This window comes from Methanocrinis sp. (genome assembly GCF_049974945.1).
Classification (GTDB): Archaea; Halobacteriota; Methanosarcinia; order Methanotrichales; family Methanotrichaceae; genus Methanocrinis.
Genome location: NZ_JBNGCU010000019.1, coordinates 1 through 24,239 on the forward strand (window position 1 = coordinate 1; position 24,239 = coordinate 24,239).

Here is a 24,239-nt window from a genome sequence, read left to right on the forward strand (position 1 = left end):
TTCAAAAGCGATAGGTCGTCGAAATAGGGCGCAGGAAAAAAAGAAGGTTTTCAGTGCAGCAGAACAGCTGCTGCACTGTATGCGAAGTCGACGAAGGCCTGGGGGAAGAGGCCGATGTAGACGACCGCGACCAAAGCCACGACCATGGCCAGGACGTACCCCTTCGGCTCTGCGATCTTCGCTCCCGCGGGCTCTCTGACGTACATGTACATGATCACCCTCAGGTAATAGTACAGCGAGAGAGCGCTGTTGAGGGCGAATAGCACCGCCAGCCAGACCAGGCCGGAGTCGATCGCTGAACCCCAGAGCATGAACTTCCCGATGAACCCTGCAGTCGGGGGGATCCCCGATAGCGAGAAGAGGAAGATCAGCATGCAGAACGCGGTTATGGGGGCTCTTCGCCCCAGGCCCGCATACTGTTCCAGATCGTCGGGGTTCTTCTTCCCCTCAGAGAGGGCCATGTATCCCACCACCGCAGCGGCGATGAAAGCCCCGGTCTTCATGAAGGCGTGGCCGAGGATCAGCATCAGGCCGCTGGCAAGGCCGTTCTGGGCCACAGCCAGGTCCAGTCCGCCGCTGTCGGCGGCTCCGACCACCACAAAGGCGATGGCGATGTAGCCTGCGTAGGCGACGCTGGAGTAAGCCAGCATCCTCTTGACGCTCTTCTGCCAGATGGCCACGATGTTCCCGAGGGTCATGGTTATCGCCACCAGTATGGCGAAGGCCATGTACCACTCAAAGCTGAGGGCCACCAGGGCTATGAAGAGGACCTTGAAGGCCGCCACAAATCCCATCTTCTTGGAGCCTGCCGCAAGGAAGGCCGTAACGATGGTGGGCGAGCCCTCGTAGGTGTCGGGAGCCCACATGTGGAAGGGCACCAGAGCCATCTTGAACCCGAAGCCCGCCACCACGAAGAGGAGGGCTACGAGGGTTGCAGGCCCCATCTCCGCCACCGAGGCCGCGGCGATCTCCGCAAGCCTTGTGGTTCCCGAGAGGCCGTAGAGGAGGGAGAACCCGAAGAGCATCATCGCTGATGAGACCGATCCGAAGATGAAGTACTTCATCGCAGCTTCCAGGTTCTGCTTCTCCCGGTCGAAGGCGGCCATGGCGTAGGTGGAGAGGCTGGCCAGCTCAAACCCTATGAAGAGGGTGACCAGGTCCATGGAGCTTGCCACCACCATCATCCCCACCGTGGCCAGGAGGAGGAGGACGTAGAACTCGTCCTGAGCCGGACTGTCCTTGTACCTGCTGAGGCCCGCCATCACCACGATCAGAGCGACCGCGACGAAGACCAGCTTGAAGAACTGGGATAGGGCGTCGACCTCTATCGTCCCGTAGAAGAGGGGGCCAGTGGTCCTGTCGGCGCCCATCACCAGGAAGAGAGATGCGACGAGCCCCGCGAGGCTCAGGTATCCCATCAGGTTCTTGTTCTTCATGAAGAGGCCGATCAGGATCATCAGCAGAGCAAGCCCCGTCAGCAGCGCCTCTGCTCCCAAGAGAGAGAGATAGTCACCGAATGCTAGTGCCACTTCAGATCACCCCCGTCGCAGCCACTGCTATAAACGGTTTGACCAGCGGCTCTGCCGCCACACCCATGATATCGGTGATCGTCGCCGGCTGGACCCCGAAGTAGATTATGAGCAGAATCAGTATGCTCATGGAGAGGATCTCGTAGGAATGAGGATCTTTGAGATCCAGGTACTTCTTCAGGATCGGCCCGAACATCACCTTCTGCATCGCCCACAGGTGGTAGCCTGCCGTCACGGCGATGCCGCCGAAGATCACTATCAGGACGTATACGGGGAGGTTCTGGTAAGATCCGGCCAGAACCGAGAGCTCGGCCACAAAGCCGCACATCCCGGGAAGTCCCAGAGATGCCATGAAACCGGCCAGCATCAGGACCGCGAACTTGGGCATCCGATCGGATAGGCCACCGAGCTCGGAGATGATCCTGGTTCCGGCGGTGTGCTGTATGGTCCCGGCAGACATGAAGAGAACGCAGGTGATCAGGCCGTGGCTGAACTGCTGGAACATCGCTCCCTGGACCGATAGGACGCTGAGGGCCCCGGCACCAAGAAGGACGTAGCCCATGTGGCTAACACTGGAGTAGGCGACCATCTTCTTGAGGTCCTTTTGGGCCAGCGCCAGAAAGCCGCCGTAGACGATGCTCACAACGCCGATTATCGCCATCAGGGTGATGTAGTTCGCCGAGACGTTAGGCAGCATCGGCATTACCACCCTGAAGAGGCCGTAGCCGCCCATCTTCAGGAGGAGAGCTGCCAGAAGCACGCTCCCTGCGGTCGGCGCCTCGACGTGAGCATCGGGAAGCCAGGTGTGGAAGGGGACCGCGGGCATCTTCACCAGGAACCCGAAGAGGAGCCCGAAGAAGATGACGTTCAAGAGCATCGGCGAGAAGATCGTCGAGTCTCCCGTCGCCTCAAGAAGGGTCAGCATGTCGAAGGTTCTGAGACCTTCAGGCGTTCTGTAGCTGAAGTAGAGGGCGAATATCGAGAGGAGCATGATCAGACTTGCCACGTGAGTGTAGATGAAGAACTTGATCGCAGCATAGTCTTTCCTCGGCCCGCCCCATATCCCTATCAAGAAGAACATGGGTATGAGCACGATCTCCCAGAAGATGTAGAAGAGGAAGAAGTCGAGGGCCGTAAAGACTCCGAGAACTCCGACCTCGTTCAAGAGGAGGAGGGCGAAGAACTGGTTTGACCTCTTGCTCTCGCCCCAGGAGTATACCACCACCAGGACGCTCACGATCGTCGAGAGGAGTATCAAGGGCAGACCTATGCCGTCGACGCCGACGGTGTACTTGACGCCTATGGCGGGAACCCAGTCGTAGCTCTCTACAAACTGCATCGCGTTCGAGGTCTTGTCGAACTCCTGGAACATCTGGAGCGATATCGCCAGGGGGACGAGGGACCCTATCAGGGCCACATACTTCGCTGCCTTCCCGTTGAGGAAGGCGAAGACCGCTGCTAAGAGTGGTATGGCGATCATCAGTGATATGGCGTTGTCAATCATATCGCCACCCCCATCGACGCCAGTTGAATCAGTATCAGCAGGACCGCTAGCCCGAGAACTATGGCGGTGAGATAGTTCTGAATCACACCGGTCTGGACCTTACGCAGAGTTCCGCCGAATCCGACTGATATGGCGCTTATCTTGTTCACTGTGCCGTCTATGATCTTGAGGTCGATCATGTTCGAGACCAGAGCGATACCGTAGACCACCTTCTCTGCAAACCAGAGGGTGTAGATCTCGTTCTGGTAGTACCTCTTGAGCAGGAGGTGCCGCAGAGGATCTCTATCTGAGGTGATCATCCCCGGGTCGAACCTCTTCCACCGCGAGTAGAAGAGAGCGGCGATCAGTATGCCGCCGACGCCGATTATGATCGGGAGGATCTTGATGATGAAGGGCTCGGTGACGTGAGATGCGTGCTCGACGTGGTGGCCTCCGATCACCGCCAGCTCCTCAAAGTCGACTCCATAATGCTCGAAGTTGTTTCCGACGTAGTGGTAGAAGTTCTCCTGAGTGGGCATCCCCATGAAGAGGGCGAATAATGCGAGGATCACCAGAGGGCCCAGCATTATCCAGGGCGATTCGTGCTTGTGATAGTCGCTCCTCGCCTCACCGTCAAAGGTCAAGAACCAGAGCCTGAAGGTGTATATGGCGGTGAGAAGGGCCGCTACGATCGCGAAGATGTAGGGGACCCAGCCGAATCCCATGGCACCGTGCTCGTAGGCGGTGACGATGATCTCGTCTTTGCTGAAGAACCCGGTGGTCAGGGGGAAGCCTGCCAGGGTTAAGGACCCCGCGAGCATGGTGAGCCCGGTCCACTTCATGTGCTTCAGGACGCCTCCCATCTCCCTCATATCGTTGGTGCCGACGGCGTGGATCACGCTTCCGGCGCAGAGGAAGAGGAGGGCCTTGAAGAAAGAGTGGCCGATCAGATGGAACATGGAGACTCCGACGGAGAACGCTCCCATGGCAGCTCCGATCCCGAGGCCCGCCATCATGTAGCCGAGCTGGCTGACGGTCGAGTAAGCGAGGACCCTCTTGATGTCGAACATCACCAGGCCCATCGTCGCTGCGAAGAGCGCCGTGAAGGCGCCGACGTAGGCGACCACCATGAGCCCGTTGGGTGCCGCATAGAAGAGCGGGAACATCCTTGCCACCAGGTAGACCCCCGCGGTAACCATGGTGGCGGCGTGGATCATCGCCGAGACCGTGGTGGGACCCTCCATGGCGTCAGGAAGCCAGACGTGCAGCGGGAACTGACCCGACTTGCCGACGGCTCCGCCGAAGAGGAGCACCGCGATCCAGGTGAGCTGGTCGGGGGGTATCAGGGTCAGGCTGTCGTAGATGGTCTGGAACTGGAGCAGGTACGCCCCATCCGGAAGGGTCAGGTTCAGCTTCAACATGTTGGTGTAGAGGAGAACTATCCCCGCGAGGAACATCACGTCTCCGACCCTGGTCACCAGGAAGGCCTTCTTGGCGGCGGAGGCCGCAGAGGGCTTTCGGTACCAGAACCCGATCAAGAGGTAAGAACAGAGACCCACCAGCTCCCAGAATATGAAGAGCTGAAGCAGGTTGTCGGAGAAGACCAGGCCCAGCATCGCCGCGGTGAAGAGGCCGGCCTCAGCGAAGTACCGTGCCATCCCAGGGTCGCCCTCCATGTATCCTAGAGCGTAGGTGTGGATCATGGTACAGACGAAGGTGACCATCAAGAGCATCACAATCGCCAGCGGATCTATCAGGATCCCGGCGTTGAAGCTCGCAAACCAATGCATCGACTGGTGGACTATCTCATCGTTGGGATAAATCTCCCTGAATATCCCAAAGGATAGTATGAACCCCGCGAAGGTCGCCAGAACTGTGAAGAACCCGCCCCCCTTTGGCAGATGCCAACCCAGAAAGATCGTAAGCACGAAGGCCAGTATCGGCAAGCCCACGATCAGATAGGCGTAATCTTGGTACATCCCTTTACCACCTCAGCGCGTTGATGTTGTCCAGCTCTATCGTTCCGTACAGCCTGTACAGCACGATCAGTATGGCGAATCCAACACCGGCCTCCGCAGCGGCCAGGGCAATGGAGAACAGGGCGAATACCTGGCCGTTCACGTTGGGCAGGTAGGCCGAGAACGCCACCAGATTGATGTTTGCGCTGTTCAGCAGGATCTCCACGCACATCATAAGCTTGATACCGTTCCGCTGGGTCAGAAGGCCGTAAAGGCCGATGGTGAACATCGCCGACGCCAGCAGCACGTAAAGCACTAGTGGGATCATCTGTTTTCCTCCCTCCACCCCATCATCTGGGCAACTCCTTTCTTGCGACGTATATCGCTCCGATCAGGGCTGCCAGAAGCACCAGGGAGAGCACCTCGAAGGGGAAGAGATATACTGTGAAGATCTCAACACCAACCTCCCCTATTCCGCTCTCCGGGGCCCTGGCCCCCTCTCTCGGCTCGAAACTGTACGAACCCTTCTCCTCGCTGCCCCATGGTGTCGCTGCGATCAATACGAGCAGCGTGGCCAGAAAGATCAGCGTTAAAATCGCCGTTTTTACCTTAACCATGGGATTCCTCCTCCATCAGCGTCTTTCTTGTGAGCATTATTGCGAAGAGTATCAGCACTCCCACCGCTCCGATGTACACCAGAACCTGGGCCACTCCAACGAAGGTGGCGTTCAGGAATATGTATAACGCAGCCACCGCGGCAAAACTCCCCAGGAGATAAAGGCCGCTGTGTACTATGTTTCTGGAGTAGACGGTGAGGATTGAGAGGCCGAGGATAATCACTGCGAGCAGGGAGAAAGCTCCAAGCTCTATCAGGTACCTTATGTCGTAAAACTGAGTCAGATCTATCATCCGGTCTCACCCTCCGATAGTTTATTCTGCCTTCTTCTTGGCGGCCTTCTCGCCGGAACCCTTCTCTCCTTCTTCGGCGGCCTTGGCCTTGGCTGCCTTCGCCTTCTTGGCTTTGGCTGCCTCGGCGGCCTTCCTCTTCTTCTCCTCAGCGGCCTTCTTCGCCTCTTCGGCGAGCTCGGCCAGCTCCTGGTCGGTGTACTGACCGACGGCGATATCCTCGGGACCGTATACTATGTCGTCCCTCTCCCAGCCTGCGATCTCGAAGACCTTCGACATGGTCAGGCAATTGGCCGGGCAGTCGTCGACGCAGAGGCCGCAGAACATGCATCTGCCATAATCGATCTGAGGATACTGTTGCTTTTTGTTCTTGAGGGGGTTTCCGCGCGCATAAGGCACCAGCTCGATGCAGTCGTTGGGGCAGATCCGTGCACAGGCACCGCATCCGATGCACTTTCTGATCTCCAGAACGTGGACGCCCCTCTCCGCCTCAGGAAGCTCCATGATCTTCTCTGGATAGAGACGGGTGACCTCCACGCCGCTCATCGAGCGCTTCAGAGTCATTTTGAGGTTCTTAAGCACCATAGATCGTCACCTCATGCGAAGTACAGTCCCACTGCTACAGCCCATGCGAGGTTGACCATCGATAGGGGGAGCAGTATCTTCCACCCGAGGTCTGTAACCTGGTCTATCCTGAACCTGAGAAGCGACACCCGCACCCAGATCAGGGCCACCAGCACTATGAGCAGCTTCATGAAGAACCAGATCATCGGCGATATGAAGGATATCACCGGGATGACGGGGCCGTTCCAGCCTCCCAAGAAGAGGAGGACGAGCAGGACGGAGCCGAGGAGCATCATGTTGTACTCCTGGAAGTAGAGCAGGCCGAACCGAATTCCGCTGTACTCGGTGTTGTAGCCGGCTATGATCTCCTCCTCGGCCTCGGTCTGGTCGAAGGGCATCCTCCCCAGGTCCGTTATGAGGGCGATGCCAAATATCACGAAGCCGAGTGGCTGGGCTAAAGCGAACCAGATGCCCTGTTGGGCCTGGACTATCTCCACCAGGTTCAAGCTGTGAGCCATTATCGCGACGCTTATGACGCAGACCCCCATGGGAACCTCGTAGGCGATCATCCTCGCTATGCCACGAAAGGCTCCCAACATCGAGTACTTGTTATTCGAAGACCAGCCCGCCATGAAGGCGGATATCGCCATGATGCTCAGCGCCGCCTCGACGTAGAAGGCGCTGATGTCCATGTTGGCCACCACCAGGGGGATCTCTTTGCCGTCTATGATCACGGCGCCGAAGGGCATCGCCCCCGCCACCAGCATGGTGGTGGCGCTGGCCACGATCGGGGCCCATACGTAGACGGGCTTGTCCGCGCCCCTCGGGATGATATCCTCCTTGGTGAAGAGCTTGATGGCGTCGGCGCCCAGCTGAAGGATACCCCATCGACCGCCGACCCTGTTAGGTCCGTACCGCCCCTGAAGGTCGCCCATGACCTTCCTCTCGAGCCAGACGACGGCCATCGCAGCCACGTTTATGACCGAGGCGAGGATGGCGGCGCCGATCAGCCCGATGATGAAAGCGTACAACTTGGGCTCTTGGGCTGCAAATTCTGTGATCGCAGATAATACCAAATTCATTCCCTCCTACCTGTCCACCTCGCTGGTGCAAGCGTCCATGCTGCCCGCGATGGCGACGACGTCGGCTATGTAGACGCCCTCGAGAAGCGGGGGAAGGGCCTGGAAGTAGGCGTAGACCGGCCCCCGAGCCTTCACCTTGGCGGGCTTATCGGACCCGTCGCTCACTACGAAGAATCCCATCTCTCCCCGGTGGTCTTCGACCCGGTAATAGGCCTCGCCCGGCTCGGGCTTGATCCTCTTGGGGACGCCCTCGGCCATTATGGGGCCGCTTGGGATCTGGTCCAGACACTGCTCTATGATGTAGCAGCTCTCGAGGATCTCGTCGAGCCTGACCTCGACCCGTGCCTTGGAGTCGCCCTCCTTCCTGGTGATCACATCGAAGTCCATATCCTTGTAGAGGAGATACGGATCTTCCCGCCTCATGTCGTAAGGCGTATCCGACGCCCTCAGGGGCGGGCCTGAGACCCCGAGCCTTCTCGCCTCCGACGGCGAGAGGACCCCCACCCCCTCCATCCTCTTCTGATAGATGCTGTCGGAGAGGAAGAGCTCCTTGTACTCATCGGTCTTCTGCCTGACCATCTTGAGGACGTCCAGGGTCATGTCCTTGAAGCCGTCAGGTAGATCGTTTCGGACCCCGCCAAACCGGACGAAGCTGTGGTTGATCCTCGCTCCGGTCACGCTCTCTATGCAGCTGAGGACATCCTCTCGGTCGATGATCATGTAGAGGAAGGGGGAGAAGACGGCGCTTCCGATGAGGGTCAGAAACTCGCCGGTGCCCAAGAGATGGCTCTGGATTCGAGAGAGCTCCTCCAGGATCATCCGGATGTACTGGGCCCTCTCGGGAGCCTCGACTCCAAGAAGCCTCTCCACGGCGCCGCAGTAGGCTTCGTTGTTGGTGAGGGAGGCCATGTAGCAGAGCCTGTCGGTGATGGGTATGCCCTGCACGTAGGTCCGATTCTCCATTATCTTCTCGATGCCCTTGTGGATGTAGCCCACGTCCAGGAAGGCCTTCTTCACCCTCTCTCCATCCACCAGGATGTCCAGGAGGAAAGGTCCGGGAACGACGGCGTGCTGGGGACCCATGTGGAGGATCATCTCAGACTCGCTCTGAATCTCCCTCTCCTCCCTCTCCCGGAAGGTGGGATACTCCGGCCTCTCGACAGGGACTGCCCCAGCCTTGATCTCGGCCTCGCTGGGGGGGAAGGAATACTCGGTGTACCCCTCGGAGGTGACCCTCTCTATCGCCCTCTCGGCGGTGGTGTAGTCGGGGTAGCCCTTGAAATCCTTCCTCCAGGGCCAGACCCCCACCAGCTCGTCGCAGAGCAGAAGGGGATAAAGCTCGGGATGGCCCTCGAACTCGATGCCCAGCATCTCCCAGATCTCGCGCTCGTACCAGTTGGCGTTCCAGTAAAGGCCCGTCAGAGACTTGACCGACGGATTATTCCTTTCGGTCTTCACCTTCAGGAGCGCCACCACCTGGTGCGCGCCGTGGCTAGCCAGCATCTCCGTGACCTCGAAGAGGCCGTCGTTGATCCTGTCCACGCCCGCCGCGCCGGAGTAGTGGTCGAAGCTGTGATTGTCCCTCAAGTACTTACAGACGTCCACGATCTTGTCAGGCTTGATGGTGGCCCAGAGCTGCCGCTCGGGTGCGACCTTCGCCTCCTCGATCGCTCCCGGAAAGGCCGACTGCAGGGCAGACAAGACATCATTTGCAGTTGTCAACGGTGAACTCCTCCTCTCTAATAGCCTCTCTTGTCTTCACGCTGCTTGATCTTCTCCTGAAGCTCCCTGAAGCCCTCGATGAACTTCTCAGGCCGAGGGGGACAGCCCGGGACGAATACGTTTATGGGGAAGAACTTGCTGGTGTCGTTTATGATGTTGTAGGAGTCGTAGAAAGGCCCGCCGGAGATGGCGCACTCGCCTATCGCCATGACCCATTTTGGCTCCGGTATCTGCTCCCACAGGTTCTTGATCGCCGGCAGGTACTTTCGTGTTATGTAGCCGCTGATGATCATGACGTCGACCTGCCTGGGGGTCGCCCGGGGAAATATGCCGAACCGATCGCAGTCGTAGTGGGGACATCCGAAGACGAGCATCTCGACTCCGCAGCACCCCATCGGCTGCATCAAAAACCACAGGGAGTTCTTCCTGCCCCAGTTCAGGACGTTCTTTATGGGGCCCATATCGATGATCTCGTGGATCTTCTCCGTGGTGGTGAACCAGACATCGGTGAGGGGTCTGCCCCAGATAGTCCACTTCTCCAATTCCTTATCAACTGCAACAGGCAGAGGTATGACATCGCTTATACCCAACGCAACGCCTCCTTCTTGATGGCATAGAGCAACCCGATCAACAGCACGACGATGAAAATCAGCATGTCGATGACCGCAATGTTCACTCCTCCCAAGGTGGGGATCACCTCGGAAGCGTAGACGTAGATCCATGGATAGAGGAAGAGAACCTCAACATCGAAGATCACGAAGACGATGGCGAAGAGATAATACTGGACGTTATACTGGATTATAGCCTCCCGTATAGGTCTCAGCCCGCCCTCGTAGGTAGACCTCTTCTGAAAAGTTGATTTCTGAGGAGATATGATCTTCACGGCAGCCAGCGCGCCAATAGGCACAACGGCACCTATTATCAAAAACATAATAAGTGGGATATAATAGTCCACTGCCACCATTTCGCCGCTCATTTTTTACCTCCGTTAGCCGTAAGAGCTAAACACAAGGTACTGATATAAAAGGTTTATGAGAAAATCGATTAGCATCACTACCGCTAAGCGGTGATCTGGTCGGTCACTAAAGGCATCAAACTCGGATAATTCAGGTGAGTTTAGGTGGATTATATAAGACAGATGGAGATCGAGCCCGGGATGGACGCAGATGAGCTGGTGAGAATGATGGAAAATTGCGGCTTTGGCGCGAGAAGGCTGGCTGAAGCCGTAAATATCTACCAGGAGATGCTATCGGGGGATTACACCAAGTTCTTCACCCTGGCTGGCGCGATGGTTCCTGCGGGGATGAGAAATATAGTATCGGGACTTATAAGAGATGGCAAGATAGACGTTCTCATCTCCACGGGAGCAAACCTCGTCCACGACGTGATCGAGGCCTATAGCCATCACGTACTGGGAGATGCTGAGGCCTCCGACTCCCGTCTAAGAGACGAGGGGGTGAGCAGGATATACGACGTCTACGTCGGAGACGACGACTTCATCCGGTTCGAGGAGCTCCTCCAGCAGCTTCTCCCCGAAAGCAGAGATCCGATGGCCGGAACCGAGCTTCTCAGGCACTTGGGCAGCAGGATCGATGATGAAAAGTCGATCCTCCGGGCCGCCTCCGACTGCGGTGTTCCCATCTTCTGTCCGGCCATCTCGGACTCGATGATAGGTCTGCAGGCCTGGCTGTACAAACAGACAAATAAGCTCAACCTCGACGCCTTCAGCGACGTCGGAGAGCTGGTGGAGATCTGCTACGCCGCTGAGCGGTCCGGGATAGTCATCATCGGGGGAGGGGTTCCAAAGAACTTCGCCCTCCAGTCGATGCTCGTCACCCCCAAGAGCTTCGAATTGGCCATCCAGCTCACCACGGACCGGCCCGAGCCCGGGGGTCTTTCGGGCGCGTCCCTCTCCGAGGCGGTCTCCTGGGGCAAGATCGCGCCAGAGGCGAGGAAGGTGACAGTATACGGCGATGCCACCATCAACTTCCCTCTGATGGTGGCGTCCGCCCTCACCCGGCTCGAGAGGGCCTGATCGGCGTTTTCGTTCGCCAGAGGATGTGATACCATTCAGAGGACAGGAAAGATTCTTGACGTGGTGGTGGGGATCAGCGGAGCTTCCGGGGTCGCCTACGGGATCAGGCTCCTGGAGGTCCTGGCTGAGATGGGGTGCACGACCCACCTGGTGATGACCGAGGCCGCCAGGAAGATAATCGAGATCGAGACCGAGGAGAGCCCCATCGAGGTGGAGATGATGGCAGATCGGGTCTATTCAGCCCGCGACTTCACGGCGTCTATCGCCAGCGGGTCCAACATCTTCGACGCCATGGTGGTGGCTCCCTGCAGCATGAGAACCCTGGCGGGGATTGCGAACGGCATATCCGACACCCTCATCACCCGGGCGGCGGACGTCTGTTTGAAGGAGAGGAGGAGGCTGATTTTGGTGACTCGGGAGTCGCCCCTCAACCTCGTCCACCTGAAGAACATGGTCGCAGCCACGGAGGCCGGGGCGATCATACTTCCGCCGTGTCCCGGATTTTACTCGAAGCCCGGAAGCGTCGAGGAGATGGTGGACGTGGTGGTGGGGAGGGTCCTCGACCTTTTGGGGGTCAAGCACGACCTTTACCAGAGGTGGAGGACTCCGCTGAGCGGAAATGCTTATAACGACGAAAATCAGATTGAGAAGAGGTGACCTAGATGAAATGTCAAATCTGTGGTGTCGACAAGGAGACGTTGCCTGTAAAAGCCAATCAAGCTACCATACATGGCCTCGAGGATACAGTTTTTCACGTCTGTAAGGAATGTCTTGAGGCTGCTCATGAGTCTTACTCAGACAAGGAATTTCTTTTAAAGAAGGGAGGAGAGGGATAGGAGCCCTCTCATCAAGCCCGAAGATATGGACCATATTTTGGAGGGAGACGTTCCCATATCTGGAGACCAGCTCAGGCTTGGACTAAATGTATAATCGGCGTTGATGATCGACGATGGCGGTCTCTGACGGGACGGTCTCGGATAAACTTAAATTCGGGATGGTTCGTAGTTCGTACACAATACCAACACGAGGCGAGATAATTTGACACCATTTATTGAGATCCGGGACTTGACGGTGCGATTTGGCGAAGTTGAAGCCCTGCGTAATGTCAATTTGGAGATCAAAGAGGGCGAGTCTCTCGGCGTCCTGGGAAGGAGCGGGTCGGGCAAGAGCGTCCTATTGCACGTCCTCCGAGGCGTGGAGCCCTTTGAGAATATCAGCGGCAACGTGATCTACCACGTCGCAAGATGTGCCGAGTGCAGCCACGTCGAGCCGCCGAGCAAGGTGGGAGAGACGTGCAGGTGCGGCGGGCCTTTAGAGGCCTTCGACGCCGATTTCGTCTCTCTGGGGATCAACGATCTGAAGAGGCGTGACATATCTCGCAGGATAGCCATCATGCTTCAGCGGACCTTCGCCCTATACGGCGACGAGAGGGTGATCGTCAACGTAATGCGCGCCGTCGAGGAGGCGAGCGGCGGGTCCATAAGCGTCAACCGCGCTGCGGACCTGCTGGACGAGGTGAACATGTCTCACAGGATGATGCACGTCGCAAGAGAGCTCTCCGGCGGCGAGAAGCAGCGTGTGGTTCTCGCACGTCAGCTCGCCAAGTCGCCGATGATGCTCCTCGCCGACGAGCCCTCCGGGACCCTGGACCCCAAGACCGCAGACCTGGTCCACGAGAGCATCAGAAGGGCGGTCGAGGACTTCAACATGACCATGATCATCACCAGCCACTGGCCTGACGTCATGGTGGAGCTGACGGACCGCGCCGTCCTCCTCGACCACGGTGCGATCGTATCCCAGGGCGATCCCTCGGATGTCGCCGCCGAGTTCGTCTCCATGGCCGGCAAGATGGAGGAGAGGAAGAAGGCCGACGTCGGTGCTCCCATAATCAGGTGCAGAGACCTCGCCAAGCGCTACATCAGCATCGACCGCGGCGTCGTGCGGGCCGTGGATGGGGTCAGCCTCGAAGTATACGAGGGAGAGATCTTCGGCCTGGTGGGGACGAGCGGCGCGGGCAAGACCACCCTCTCCAAGATCCTGAACGGGATCATCGCCCCGACCAGCGGCGGGATCTGGTGCAGGGTGGGAGACGACTGGGTGGACATGACCGTCCTCGGCGCGGACCAGAAGGGGAGGGCAACAAAGTACATGGGGATGCTCCATCAAGAGTACACCCTCTATCCCTACCGCAGCGTCATCGACAACCTCACCGAGTCGATCGGCCTCGCGCTCCCCTTCGAGCTGGCCGAGAGGAAGGCGATCCACACCCTCACCACTGTGGGCTTCACCGAGGACGAGGCCGAGCTGGTCCTCTCCAAGAGCCCCAACGAGCTGAGCGAGGGCGAGAGGCACAGGGTGGCCATGGCCCAGGTCCTGATCAAGGAGCCGAGGATAGTGGTCCTGGACGAGCCGACGGGAACGATGGACCTAATAACCAAGATGGACGTCTCCAAATCGGTCCTGAACGCCCGAGACGAGCTCGGCGAGACCTTCCTCATCGTCAGCCACGATATGGACTTCGTCCAGAACGTCTGCGATCGGGCGGCGTTGATGCGAAACGGCAAGATAGTTCACCTTGGAACGCCCGACGGTGTGCTCTCCCTCATGACGAAAGAGGAAGAAGAGGAGATGCTGGGGAGTTGACTTGAAAGTTTTTGTAGATGGTGCGGAGATCTCCCTCAAGGACGGGTCGGCCCTGAAAGACGCCCTCCAGGCGAGCGGCGTCTCGCCTCGGGAGGAGACCATCGTCGGGATAGTCAAGGGCCGGGAGGAGGTGGCAGAAGAGACCAACTCCTACTGGCTCAACACCACCAAGGGAAAGCTGAGGATAGAGCTCCTCGATACGGAGATCCAGGAGAGGTGGCACAAAGCCGTCGGCCAGATCTCGGGGCTCAGGGCACGTTGGAGCGACGGTGCGGCCGTCGCCTTCGGGCCGGTCTCAGCGAAGATAGCTCCCACCAGAGAGGAGCACGAGTACGACCGATGGGAGGTGGTCTTTGGCGCCAGCGGCTTTGAGGCCGATAAGGCTCAGGTGGTCTTCGCGAGAAAGAGGCACTCTGCAGCCTACGGCGCGCCCGCCGAGAATCGGGGCGTATTTGCCAACGTGGTGAGCGGAAAAGACCTCCTCGGAAGGCTCGAGATGGGCGACCAGATCCTGGATGCTGAGCCGATCGTGGAGTGGGCGGCCCTCTCCGAGAAGATGGCGACAAAGGACCTGTCCCTCCCTCTCTCCGAGGGGATGGAGATATACACCGGAATAGAGGTGAACCTGATCGAGGAGGCACCCCAAGGAGCAGAGTTCTTCTTGGCAGCGACGAGGGACGGCGTCTTCTCGGTGGACGGCGTCTCCAGCTCCTACACCTCCTCCGACGTCCTGGTAGGCGAGCGGATCGAGTTTGAGAACCGCGAGCCTAGAGCGGAAGGGGCCGTAACCATCCGGATCAGCGGGAGGGGCCTGGGGAGGATCTTCATCTACAAGGCGGACCGAACCTCGATCCCCACCCACTCTGTGGTGGGAAAGGTCTCCTCAGGGATGGACCTGGTGAAGCTCGCAGAGCCCGGCATGAGGCTGGCGGTGAAGGTCAGCCCGGAGAGGATAATGCTGATGGGGCTCCCCCTCCAAGAGGCCGAGGAGATCGCGAGGTCCCGGGGGATCGGTTTCGAGGTCGAGGGCTACACCGGCGACGACGCCGTGGTGGTGGAGCAGAGGCCGGTCACCACCATGCAGATCCTCAAAGAGGGAAGGGTCAGAGTCACGACGATCCCGGCCGACCGGATGGTGGCGATAGAGCTCTACGACGACCGCGCCCCCAAGTCCCTAGACTACTTCAGGCACGTGGTGGGCCTGAAAGAGAAGCCCGTAGGCCCCCTTCCCGTCTACTTCGTCTACGAGAATACCGTCCTCTTCAAGCCGACGATATCGGCCACCAGCTACAAGGAGATCCTACCCGAGAACAAGCCGGCGGAGGTGGTCAGGGCGGGAGAGATCGGTATCACCAACCAGGCCGCCAAGAACGCCGGCCTGGTGGGCGTGAAGCTCGTGGACGACCCCAAGTACGGCCCCTCGGGAGAGAAGTTTTTGGCGACGAACATCGTCGGTCGCATCCTCGACCTGGAGAAGCTGCGGGACGTAAAGGAGGAGGAGACCGTCTACGTTCTGGAGGTGCGATAGGTGAAGGCTACCAAGTACGTGGTGACGAGTCCGGACTCCGACGTCCTCCCCTCCGACATCGCTCTCAAGATCTACGAACTCGGGCGGGAGATCAACGTAAAGGAGACCTGCTTTGGAGTCATCATCGACGGCGAGGAGGAGGACGTCGAGGCGACGGTCAAGGAGATCAGGGCGATGGACGAGAGCAACATCTTCATCAAAGATAGGGGCTTTCCGCCCGGCGATCCTCGAAGGTGTCGGGGCCACCGCGGCGGGGGCGCGAGGCCCGGCTTTTACATGATGCAGCACGAGTCCGAGATCCTGCCCCTGATATCCCGGGGCCTCGCCTCCGAGGCGAGGGGCGAAGAGGTTCCACCAGAGATCGGGACGAAGAAGCGACCGAGCCTAAAGAGGCTTGAAGAGATGGTAGAAGAGGAGTTTTCCTGAGGTTGGTTCATGGTTAAAGTCATGGTATACCCTCCCACCAGCATGATCCTGGCAGATCTCGTCGAGAGGACCGGCCACGAGGCGCTGGTGGTATCAAAAGAGGTCAGAAAGAAGGTCAGCACCCCCGGTCTCGACTCGCCCCCCCTGAATATGACCCCCGAGGACCCGAAGAAGGGGCTGAAGTACGCCGCCGTCGACGTACCCTCCGGAGTCCGGGGAAGGATGTCCCTCCTGGGGCCGATGATCGAGGAGGCGGAGGCCGCCATTGTCATAAGAGGCGACGACTGCACCCTGGGGTGCACCGGCTGCGCCAGGACCAACGAGCTGACCCGCTTTCTCCTCAAAACGAGACGAATCCCCCTCCTGGAGCTGGATTATCCCGAGGATGAGTTTCAGGCAAAGAGGTTCGTCCACAAGATACGCGAGTTTCTGGAGGGTCTGAATTGATCAGGATAGCCCAGCTCTCCTGCGGCTCTGAGTACAGCGGCGTCCAGGGGGAACTGGAGAAGGCCGCCGAGATGGTCGGCGCGGAGCTCGTCTTCCCAGAGGTCTCCCTGGAGGACGTCAGGAACGTCGAGGAGAGGTTCGGGATCGAGGTGGCCAGCGGCGACCTGAACCTGGCCATGGCGAGGGCCACCCGGATCGTGGAGAACCCCGACCTCGCCGATGCCGTCTTCGTGGCCACATGCTTCCGGTGTGCCGAAGGGGCGATAGTCCGCAGCGAGATCCGAAAGTACATCCACGAGAACTCGCGGATCCCGGTCCTCAGCTACTCCTTCACCGAGAGGACCACTGCCGAGACCCTCCTCACCCGGATGGAGGCCCTCGTCACCACCGCCAAGTTCAAGGGGCTCTTATCTCGGGAGAGGCAGACCGGCCTCACCGCAGGGATCGACTCCGGCTCGACCACCACCAAGTCCGTGGTTATGCAGGATAACCAGGTCATCGGAACCGGCTGGGTTCCCACCACTGAGGTCGTCAAGAGCGCCGAGGCCGCCTACAACGCTGCCCTTGAGTCTGCCGGTGTCAAAAGAGAAGAGATCCAGGGCCTGGGGACGACCGGTTACGGCCGCCACCTGGTCGGCAAGGAGTTCGGAGCAATGCTGATCCAAGAGGAGATCACCGTCAACTCCAAGGGGGCGGTATTCCTCGCGGACGCCCAGAAAGGTGAAGCCACGGTGATCGACATCGGTGGAATGGACAACAAGGCGATATCTGTCCAGGACGGTATCCCCGGAACCTTCACCATGGGCGGGATCTGCGCCGGGGCCTCGGGAAGGTTTCTGGAGCTGACAGCGCGGCGGCTGGGGGTCGATATAACGGAGCTGGGAAAGCTCGCTCTGAAGGGGGACTACGAGAAGGTGCCCATGAACAGCTACTGCATCGTCTTCGGAACTCAGAGCCTGGTGAACAGCCTCTCGGCGGGCAGCAGGCCCGAGGACGTGGCCATGGCCGCCTGCCACAGCGTCGCAGAGCAGGTCTTCGAGCAGCAGCTCCAGGAGGTGGAGGTGAAGGAGCCGGTGATCATGGTGGGGGGCACCGCCCTGATCGAGGGCCTCCCGCGGGCCATGGAGCAGCTCCTGGGCCTCAAGGTGATGGTCCCCGATTACGCCCAGTACATAGGCTGCGTTGGAGCGAGCCTTCTCGTCTCGGGCCTGGTGGAGGATTGAGATGGAGATGGACCCCCTCGAGGTCTTCGAGGTCGAGATGCCCGGCGAGGATTACGGGGCCGAGAAGTACCGAGAGATCATCATGGACATCCTCCAGGATCTGGGGCTGATCAGGTCGATTGGGAGGCTCTACGTTTACGTCGACATCGAGGCGCCCTACTTCGCCGTCTTCGGGATGATCCGGGGCAAGCTGCCGCCCCTGAAGGTCAGCGACGTCGGCGACCTGGTACCAGCCGAGGGCGGATTTCAGATCACCGTAGAGGACGAGGAGCACATGGCGAACCTGATCCGGGTCCTCTGGAGCACCTTTGGCCGGGATAAGGTGGAGCAGCCCGAGAGGAACGTTCTGGTGGTGCTATCGGACGAGTCTCCCCAAGATCTGGTGGTGGCGGACACCGAGACCGAGTTCAGAAGAGACCTCATGGACGCCCTGGTCCGGATAGCTCCGGAGGGGTTCCGGAACCGGAGGAACGAGATGGGCAAAGAGAGCTTCTTCTTTTTGGCCGCAGAGGAGACCATAAAGCCCGAGATGGTGGCCGAGGCGAAGGAGAGACTGGGAGGCATGAGAGATGCTTGATCCCGTGATGTTCACAGGCGGCGTCTACAAGCACGACCTGGTGACCGAATTGATCGAGGACCTGGGAGGGTACGTCCTCCAGAAGAACGTCGCCCAGAGCGAGGTGATCCTTCTGATGCTCGTCCCTCACGAGGACATGTTGGTCCTGGAAGATCTGACCAAGGAGCTTCGAGGCAAGCTCGAAAGGGCACCTCTCACAGGAACGGAGATCGCCGTCGTCACCCCCACCCTGGCCATCCATCACCTCCCCCACCCCGCCTGTGACGTCGCCGAGTACCTGCGGAGGCACGGTGCCAAGAGCAACATGATCGGGATGGCCCGAGGCGTCGCGAGAGATATCGCCCAGATGGACGAGTACGAGACCGCCCTCATCAACGAGCACGACGCCGTCGTCTTCACCTTCGGCAACTTCGCCGACTGCATCCTCAAGAAGGAGCACCTCTATAGGAACCTGTCCGTTCCGGTGATCGTCACCGGAGGCCCCGAGATGAAGAAGGAGGATCTGCCCTACGCCTTCGAGTACGTACCAAACGTAGGCCGGATCGCCCATCGATCCCGGAAGGCGACGGAGATAGGAAGCCTCGACAACATCGTGGCGGCGGTGGGAAGAGCCCTGGACAGCGTCCGCAGTCAGATCTCAAAAGACCCCCTGACCACCACGCCGCCGAGGGCGATGGAGGTGGTGAGAGAGCAGGTGCCAGACATAATGCAGTCTTACTCGCCCCTCCCCATAGCCCTGAACCTGGACGGCCTGAGGATAAAGCTGCCCTACGACGAGTACCACGATGCGGTGGCTGGGGTGACCTTCGACGAGGGCGTTACCCTGGGGGAGATCGCCAAAGTTCTGCCCTCCAGGATGAAGAACTATATACTCGTCCGGATATTGCCCATGTCGGAGACCGGCTTCATGGTCTAGGTGAGCTGTTATGAGCTTTGAAGAAGATCTTGACAGAATCCGCAAGAAGGGCAAAGAGCAGACGGCAGAGGATATGCTAGCCGCGATCGAGGAGACGTACGGCGAGGTGCCGTACATATTTCGGTTCATGGAGGACAAGCCCGAGCTTCTGGTCACCAAGATCCTTCACAACAACGCCATCATCAGAAGCTCCCAGGCTCTGGACCTGGAGACCCAGGAGCTGATATCCATCGCCGTGGCCGCAGCCGTCCGCTGCAGCCACTGCCTCAAGCTCCATCTGAGGATCGCAAAGAGGATGGGGATCTCCGACGACGAGATTGGGGCCGCCCTCCTCATCGCCGGCAACATCGCCAACGCCACCGTCCTCGCCATGGCCACAAGAGAGCTGAACGAGGAGAGGGACGTCTGCCCGGTCTGCCAGGTGAGCGGCGGAAACGGCGATCCCATGGACATCTGACCGTATTCTTTGATCGGGGTCCAGATCTTCTTCATCTGGTCCTGGCCGCTTTCCTCAAGGTCCAATCTCAACCACCTCTCCGACGCTGCCTTTCGGGGCGAGGTAGACCTTGAACCCTGCCGCCTTAAATTCTCCGGAAGTCCTTCATTATTAATTAGGTCATTTTTATACCAACATTGATAAATATAACCTCCACCAATATTTATCCCAGCCGGAAGCCCTAACATACTCGATTTTCGCAGGAGCCTTTCGGCGATCAGAGGAGGTTATTAGCGTTGGCGCTCTATCCGGACGATAAAAGCTCAGAGCTCGATGAGATGAAGAAGAGGTGGAAGAAGAAGTTCTGGCCGGAGAACGCCATCTTCGAAGAGATCCATCCGGGTGATCGAATCTTCGTGGGGACCGGGTGCGGCGAGCCCCAGCACCTGGTCGGAGCCCTGAAGGGGTACGTCGAGAAGAGGCCCAAATCCCTCCTCGGCGCCGAGATGATCCACGTCTGGACCCTGGGGATCGCTCCCTGCGCCGAGGAGAAGTTCCGGGAGAACTTCAGGCTCAACTCCTTCTTCGTCGGGTCGCGGAGCAGAGGAGCAATCAACCGGGGGGACGCCGACTACACCCCCATCTTTTTATCGGAGGTTCCCTCCCTCTTCCGCAAAGGGGCGATCCCCATCGACGTCGCCCTGGTCCAGACCTCACCCCCCGACGACCACGGCCTGATGAGCCTGGGGGTCAGCGTCGACATCGTCAAAGCCGCGGTGGAGGCTGCGGGAATGGTCGTCGCCCAGATCAACCCCCGGATGCCCCGGGTCCACGGCGACGGCTTCATCGGCGTCGATGAGGTCGACCGGCTGGTCTATTGCGACGAGCCGATCCTCGAGTACCAGGACCCCGTCTATGGGGACGTCGCCCAGAGGATCGGCGGCCGCGTCGCTCGGCTCGTCGAGGACGGCTCCACCATCCAGGTGGGCTACGGCTCGGTACCAAACGCTATCTTATCGAACCTCGCGAGCAAGAAGCACCTGGGGGTCCATACCGAGCTCTTCACCGACGGGATCGCGGAGCTGATGCGGGCGGGGGTCGTCGACAACTCAAAGAAGACGATCGACCGGGGGAAGGCCGTCGCCTCCTTCTGCATGGGGATTGAGTCGACCTACCGGTTCCTGGACGATAACCCCCTCGTCGAGTTCAGGTCGATCGACTATACCAACAGCCCTCTGGTGATAGCCAGAAACCGGGGGATGACAGCGATAAATAGCTGCATCGAGATCGACCTCTCGGGCCAGGCTACGGCCGAATCTCTGGCCGGGGCCCACTACAGCGGGATCGGAGGTCAGGCCGACTTCATGCGGGGCTCGGTCCTGGCCCGGGGCGGAAAGTCGATCCTCGCTTTACCGTCAACGGCCGACGACGGCAGGAAGTCTAGGATCGTACCCGCCCTCGAGCCCGGCTCCGGCGTTACCCTCAGCCGGGGCGACGTCCACTACGTGGTCACCGAGTACGGGATCGCCTACCTCCACGCTAAGAACGTCCGAGAGAGGGCGATGGACCTGATATCGATCGCCCACCCCGACCACCGGCCCCGGCTGATCGAGGAGGCTAAGAGGCTGAACTTGATCTACCCGGACCAGGCCTTCGTCCCCGGCAAGGCCGGGATCTACCCCGAGAGCCTCGAGATCAGGAGGACGACAAAATCAGGCCTTACGATCCTGCTCCGGCCCGCCAAGATCACCGACGAACCCCTCCTCAAGGAGTTCTTCCACTCCCTCTCCGACGAGAGCCTCTACAGCAGGTTCATGACGGCGAGAAAGGAGCTCTCCCACCGTTGGCTCCAGGAGTTCGCCGTCATCGACTACTCGAAGAAGATGGTGATCCTGGCGACGGTGGAGCAAGGAGAGACCGGGAGGGAGACGATCGTCGGGGTCGGCCAGTACGACATCGCCGCCGAGACCCACATGGCCGAGGTCGCCTACGTGGTCAGAGACGACTATCACCGGCGAGGGGTGGGAAGGGAGATCCTCAGCCGCCTCACCCACCTGGCTAAAAAACAGGGGCTCCTCGGCTTTGTGGCCGAAGTTCTCACCTCGAACACCCGGATATTCCGGATGTTTCACAGCATGGGCTTCGCTCTGGAGAAGGTCTGGGAGGAGGACGGCGTCTACGAGATGAGGGTCCATTTCGACGACCTGGGATCGGCCCAGGGCAATGGCGAGGTCGAGGGCAGCCTGCGGGATTGAGAGGGCGCTTCTGCCGTCCTTGGATGTACGCTCCCTCGCTCCTTTTCGCGGCCTTTTCGGTCTCAGTCTCCATCGGCTTTGAGCATCCTCGGCCCCCGATCGTAGTCGAACCTGTTCGCCCTGAAGATGTAGGATAAGAGCTCTCTTATGCCCGCCAGTCCCGCCTCTTGGTAGGCCTTCTTCCAGATCCTCGCCGACGACCTCAGGGGCGCAGTCCTGGGGTTGACCCGCCTCATCGACCGGTCGAGGACCCTCTCCATCTCCGATGGGGTGATAGAAGGGTGGTTCCAGACCAGATGCTTTCCGTCGTAGTGGTGATAGTCGCGATCGAATATCCCGTACCTTCTATCGATCTCCTCCCAGAGCTCCGTCTTTGGGAGGGGAGTCAGAACGCAGATCTGGGTTAGATCCAGCTTTAGGGCGGCGAGCCGCTCGATATCTTCTTTCATCGACCCCTTTGTATCGCCCGCAAAGCCGATCATGTAGTAGCCGACGGTTCCCAGGCCGTGATGCTGGAGCCTCTCGACCGTCTCCAGGATCTCCTCGGCCCTCTCCCTCTTGGTCACGTCGTCGAGGACCTCCTGATGAAAGTTCTCGATCCCGATGGCGGCGCCTGCAAAGCCGCTGACGGGGTTACGCCACCCACAGCTCCGCCTCTTCGGCGTCCTCCTCATCTCCGCCCACTCGTCGATCTTATCTCGAAGATAGTCGGCCCTCGCCATGCAGCCCCAGACCATCTCGTGCTCGTCCAGGAGGTCGACGACCCGATCGGCGTGCCTTCGGTTCGCGCCAAAGCTCTCGTCCTCGATCACCACCACCTTGATCCCTTGCTCCTGATAGTAGGAGAGAACCCTATCGATCGACTCCAGGGGCAGGGGGCTGGGCCTGTTGCAGAAGCAGGGGGCCTGGCAGAACTTGCAGCCGACGCTGCAGCCCCTGATGGTGAAGAGGGCCCCATAGATGTTCAGCTTCAGGCCGAAGGTGGTGTCCAGGTGCTCGATGAGAGGCGGGTGGACGATCCTCTCCGCCGTTCGGCCGAAGTATGGAGCGACCTGGCTCTCGGCATATCCTACGAAGACCCGGTCGAACTTTTCTTTGATCTCCGGGGTGAGGGCGCCGTAGTTTCCCGCCCAGACCTCTCCGACCTTCCCAGAGGCCCGGGCGAGATCTGCCATCTCCAGGGCCTCCTCGGTCTCGCTCAGGTAGAAGGAGAGGCCGACCACGTCCCAGCCCTCGGCGAGCCTCCTTCTGTAATCCTCGAAGGTCGGAAACTCGGCGATCTCGATCTCGGGGATGTTCTGCTTGAGGAAGCGGAGGCCGAAGGACTGGTTTCGGGGCCATCGGAACCGAAACCACCTGGAGCGGGAGTTGGCGCCGATGTAGTCGTAGGGCTTGGTCTCGTTGCGGTATACGGTGGTGAATAGAACCCTCGGCGACGCGCTTTTCTGTTCGAGGCCGATTCTATTCGCCTCTTCGGGTTCGTAGCTCTTCATCGATCGACTCCTGGATTTCTCTAAATTGTGAGCAGCATGATTAAAGGGATCGTCAAGAGGCTCAGGCCGTAGGTGGCGATGACCAGAGCCGATGCGATCGACCCGTCGCAGCCGTACCGGTCGGCCAGAACCGCGGCCACCGTCCCCGAGGGCATGGCGGCCTCGATCAAAAGGATCTCGGTCACGGTCATGGGGAGAAGCTCGGCCTCGGCCATGGAAAAGGCGATCAGGGGCTTTGCGATCAGCTTTATCAGCGCCACGGCCACGATCAGGCCGGCGAGCTTTCTTGCGGGTATCGGCTTGAGCATGAGGGCGATGGCCAGGGCGACGAAGATCACCAGGGAGCCGCCGATGACGTCCAGCATCCGGAAGATGAGGTCGAGGGCGGTCTTGAGGACGGGGTTTGTCGGGGAGGGCTCGAGGAAGGAGAAGGCGAGCCCCAGGACCAGGGAGATGAATATCGGCGACCGGAGGAAGGTCCTCAGCCCCGAGGTCAATGATCCGCCTGCCCCCTGGCCGAAGCTGATGGCCACCGCCACCCCGACCGTGAATATGAGGATTCCGACGCCAAGCTCGCTTATCACCACCGCCTCGGCGAGCATCGCCGGATCGTCCGGGAAGGCCTGGCTGATCAGGGCGTAGCCCAGGGTGGAGGAGCTTCCGAAGGCCGCGACCAGGATGAAGGCCCCGAGCTGGCCGGCCGAAAGGCCGAGGGCTCGACCGGCGAGCCAGCCCAGGATCATGCAGATCAGGAGGGCGGCGGCCATGATCCCGACGGCGACCAGCTCGCCCCTCTCGAAGCTCTGCCGCGCGAGCCCCGAGAAGATCAGGGCAGGAAGGGCGAAGTCGGTCACCAGCCTTCCGAAGACCGGCCTCTGCTCTTCAGAGATGATCGACTTTCTCCTCAGAAGGAGGCTCGCCAGGATCAGCCCCACTATGATCGCGAGCGACTGCAAGAGGCTTGAGTAGATGGAGATCATGAGATTCGGCCCTCGGTGACTTTTCCGCCCTCAAGC

General features: G+C 59.6%; 24 protein-coding genes. 11 read left to right on the plus strand and 13 right to left on the minus strand.

What is annotated here, in order from left to right:
• Positions 1–50: 50 nt before the first annotated feature.
• Genes ACP5EL_RS03240 through ACP5EL_RS03290 form a run of 11 tightly spaced genes read right to left on the minus strand, consistent with a single transcriptional unit; the run spans position 51 to position 10,220 of the window.
• Positions 51–1,529, minus strand: coding sequence for an NADH-quinone oxidoreductase subunit N (locus tag ACP5EL_RS03240; RefSeq protein WP_428401013.1), 1,479 nt, complete (start codon positions 1,527–1,529; stop codon positions 51–53).
• Between the two features lies 1 nt (position 1,530).
• Entirely contained in the window at positions 1,531–3,033 is a 1,503-nt protein-coding gene (locus tag ACP5EL_RS03245; RefSeq protein ID WP_428401014.1) for a complex I subunit 4 family protein, read from the minus strand.
• On the minus strand, positions 3,030–4,991 hold the full coding sequence (gene nuoL, locus ACP5EL_RS03250) for an NADH-quinone oxidoreductase subunit L (protein ID WP_428401015.1): 1,962 nt from the start codon (positions 4,989–4,991) through the stop codon (positions 3,030–3,032). Before nuoL ends, ACP5EL_RS03245 begins: the two co-directional genes overlap by 4 nt.
• A 4-nt stretch (positions 4,992–4,995) precedes the next feature.
• Positions 4,996–5,298 carry a F420H2 dehydrogenase subunit FpoK gene (fpoK, locus tag ACP5EL_RS03255; RefSeq protein WP_428401016.1) on the minus strand — a complete coding sequence of 101 codons (303 nt, stop codon included), beginning with the start codon at positions 5,296–5,298 and terminating at the stop codon, positions 4,996–4,998.
• Positions 5,299–5,320: 22 nt separating this feature from the next.
• Positions 5,321–5,587 (minus strand): NADH-quinone oxidoreductase subunit J, encoded by a 267-nt coding sequence (locus ACP5EL_RS03260; protein ID WP_428401017.1) that lies wholly within the window; start codon positions 5,585–5,587, stop codon positions 5,321–5,323.
• Entirely contained in the window at positions 5,580–5,879 is a 300-nt protein-coding gene (locus ACP5EL_RS03265; RefSeq protein ID WP_428401018.1) for an NADH-quinone oxidoreductase subunit J, read from the minus strand. The genes ACP5EL_RS03260 and ACP5EL_RS03265 overlap by 8 nt, the downstream gene beginning before the upstream one ends.
• Before the next feature lie 21 nt (positions 5,880–5,900).
• Entirely contained in the window at positions 5,901–6,461 is a 561-nt protein-coding gene (locus tag ACP5EL_RS03270; RefSeq protein WP_428401020.1) for a 4Fe-4S dicluster domain-containing protein, read from the minus strand.
• Positions 6,462–6,472: 11 nt separating this feature from the next.
• Positions 6,473–7,522, minus strand: coding sequence for a F420H2 dehydrogenase subunit FpoH (gene fpoH / locus ACP5EL_RS03275; RefSeq protein WP_428401021.1), 1,050 nt, complete (start codon positions 7,520–7,522; stop codon positions 6,473–6,475).
• Positions 7,523–7,528: 6 nt separating this feature from the next.
• Positions 7,529–9,244: a F420H2 dehydrogenase subunit FpoD gene (gene fpoD / locus ACP5EL_RS03280; protein WP_428401022.1), complete on the minus strand. Its 1,716-nt coding sequence runs from the start codon at positions 9,242–9,244 to the stop codon at positions 7,529–7,531.
• Between the two features lie 17 nt (positions 9,245–9,261).
• On the minus strand, positions 9,262–9,834 hold the full coding sequence (locus ACP5EL_RS03285) for an NADH-quinone oxidoreductase subunit B (RefSeq protein ID WP_428401023.1): 573 nt from the start codon (positions 9,832–9,834) through the stop codon (positions 9,262–9,264).
• Entirely contained in the window at positions 9,825–10,220 is a 396-nt protein-coding gene (locus ACP5EL_RS03290) for an NADH-quinone oxidoreductase subunit A (RefSeq protein WP_428401024.1), read from the minus strand. The genes ACP5EL_RS03285 and ACP5EL_RS03290 overlap by 10 nt, the downstream gene beginning before the upstream one ends.
• A 144-nt stretch (positions 10,221–10,364) precedes the next feature.
• Between ACP5EL_RS03290 and ACP5EL_RS03295 the strand changes: the two genes are divergently transcribed.
• The 11 genes from ACP5EL_RS03295 (at position 10,365) to ACP5EL_RS03345 (ending at position 21,730) form a co-directional block, all read left to right on the plus strand.
• A complete protein-coding gene (locus ACP5EL_RS03295; RefSeq protein ID WP_428401025.1) occupies positions 10,365–11,279 on the plus strand; it encodes a deoxyhypusine synthase in 915 nt (304 codons plus the stop codon).
• 51 nt (positions 11,280–11,330) lie between these two features.
• On the plus strand, positions 11,331–11,936 hold the full coding sequence (locus tag ACP5EL_RS03300; RefSeq protein WP_428401036.1) for a UbiX family flavin prenyltransferase: 606 nt from the start codon (positions 11,331–11,333) through the stop codon (positions 11,934–11,936).
• Between the two features lie 381 nt (positions 11,937–12,317).
• Entirely contained in the window at positions 12,318–13,922 is a 1,605-nt protein-coding gene (atwA, locus tag ACP5EL_RS03305; protein WP_428401026.1) for a methyl coenzyme M reductase system, component A2, read from the plus strand.
• Between the two features lies 1 nt (position 13,923).
• Entirely contained in the window at positions 13,924–15,450 is a 1,527-nt protein-coding gene (gene mmp3 / locus ACP5EL_RS03310) for a methyl-coenzyme M reductase-associated protein Mmp3 (RefSeq protein WP_428401027.1), read from the plus strand.
• On the plus strand, positions 15,451–15,876 hold the full coding sequence (locus tag ACP5EL_RS03315) for a methanogenesis marker 6 protein (protein WP_428401028.1): 426 nt from the start codon (positions 15,451–15,453) through the stop codon (positions 15,874–15,876).
• A 9-nt stretch (positions 15,877–15,885) separates the two neighbouring features.
• Complete coding sequence (locus ACP5EL_RS03320; RefSeq protein ID WP_428401029.1) at positions 15,886–16,323, plus strand: methanogenesis marker 5 protein; 438 nt, start codon at positions 15,886–15,888, stop codon at positions 16,321–16,323.
• The gene (locus tag ACP5EL_RS03325; protein WP_428401030.1) at positions 16,320–17,546 is read left to right on the plus strand and encodes a methanogenesis marker 15 protein; all 1,227 of its coding nucleotides are present in this window, start codon (positions 16,320–16,322) and stop codon (positions 17,544–17,546) included. The genes ACP5EL_RS03320 and ACP5EL_RS03325 overlap by 4 nt, the downstream gene beginning before the upstream one ends.
• Position 17,547: 1 nt before the next feature.
• Entirely contained in the window at positions 17,548–18,123 is a 576-nt protein-coding gene (locus ACP5EL_RS03330; protein ID WP_428401031.1) for a methanogenesis marker 17 protein, read from the plus strand.
• A complete protein-coding gene (locus ACP5EL_RS03335; protein ID WP_428401032.1) occupies positions 18,116–19,039 on the plus strand; it encodes a methanogenesis marker 7 protein in 924 nt (307 codons plus the stop codon). The genes ACP5EL_RS03330 and ACP5EL_RS03335 overlap by 8 nt, the downstream gene beginning before the upstream one ends.
• A 10-nt stretch (positions 19,040–19,049) precedes the next feature.
• On the plus strand, positions 19,050–19,496 hold the full coding sequence (locus ACP5EL_RS03340; protein ID WP_428401033.1) for a carboxymuconolactone decarboxylase family protein: 447 nt from the start codon (positions 19,050–19,052) through the stop codon (positions 19,494–19,496).
• A 317-nt stretch (positions 19,497–19,813) separates the two neighbouring features.
• Positions 19,814–21,730 carry a GNAT family N-acetyltransferase gene (locus tag ACP5EL_RS03345; RefSeq protein WP_428401037.1) on the plus strand — a complete coding sequence of 639 codons (1,917 nt, stop codon included), beginning with the start codon at positions 19,814–19,816 and terminating at the stop codon, positions 21,728–21,730.
• Between the two features lie 62 nt (positions 21,731–21,792).
• Here ACP5EL_RS03345 and ACP5EL_RS03350 read toward each other — a convergent pair whose 3' ends face one another.
• Positions 21,793–23,223, minus strand: a complete 1,431-nt coding sequence (locus tag ACP5EL_RS03350; RefSeq protein ID WP_428401034.1) for a B12-binding domain-containing radical SAM protein — start codon at positions 23,221–23,223, stop codon at positions 21,793–21,795.
• 20 nt (positions 23,224–23,243) lie between these two features.
• On the minus strand, positions 23,244–24,203 hold the full coding sequence (locus ACP5EL_RS03355; protein ID WP_428401035.1) for an AEC family transporter: 960 nt from the start codon (positions 24,201–24,203) through the stop codon (positions 23,244–23,246).
• Positions 24,204–24,239 lie beyond the last annotated feature (36 nt).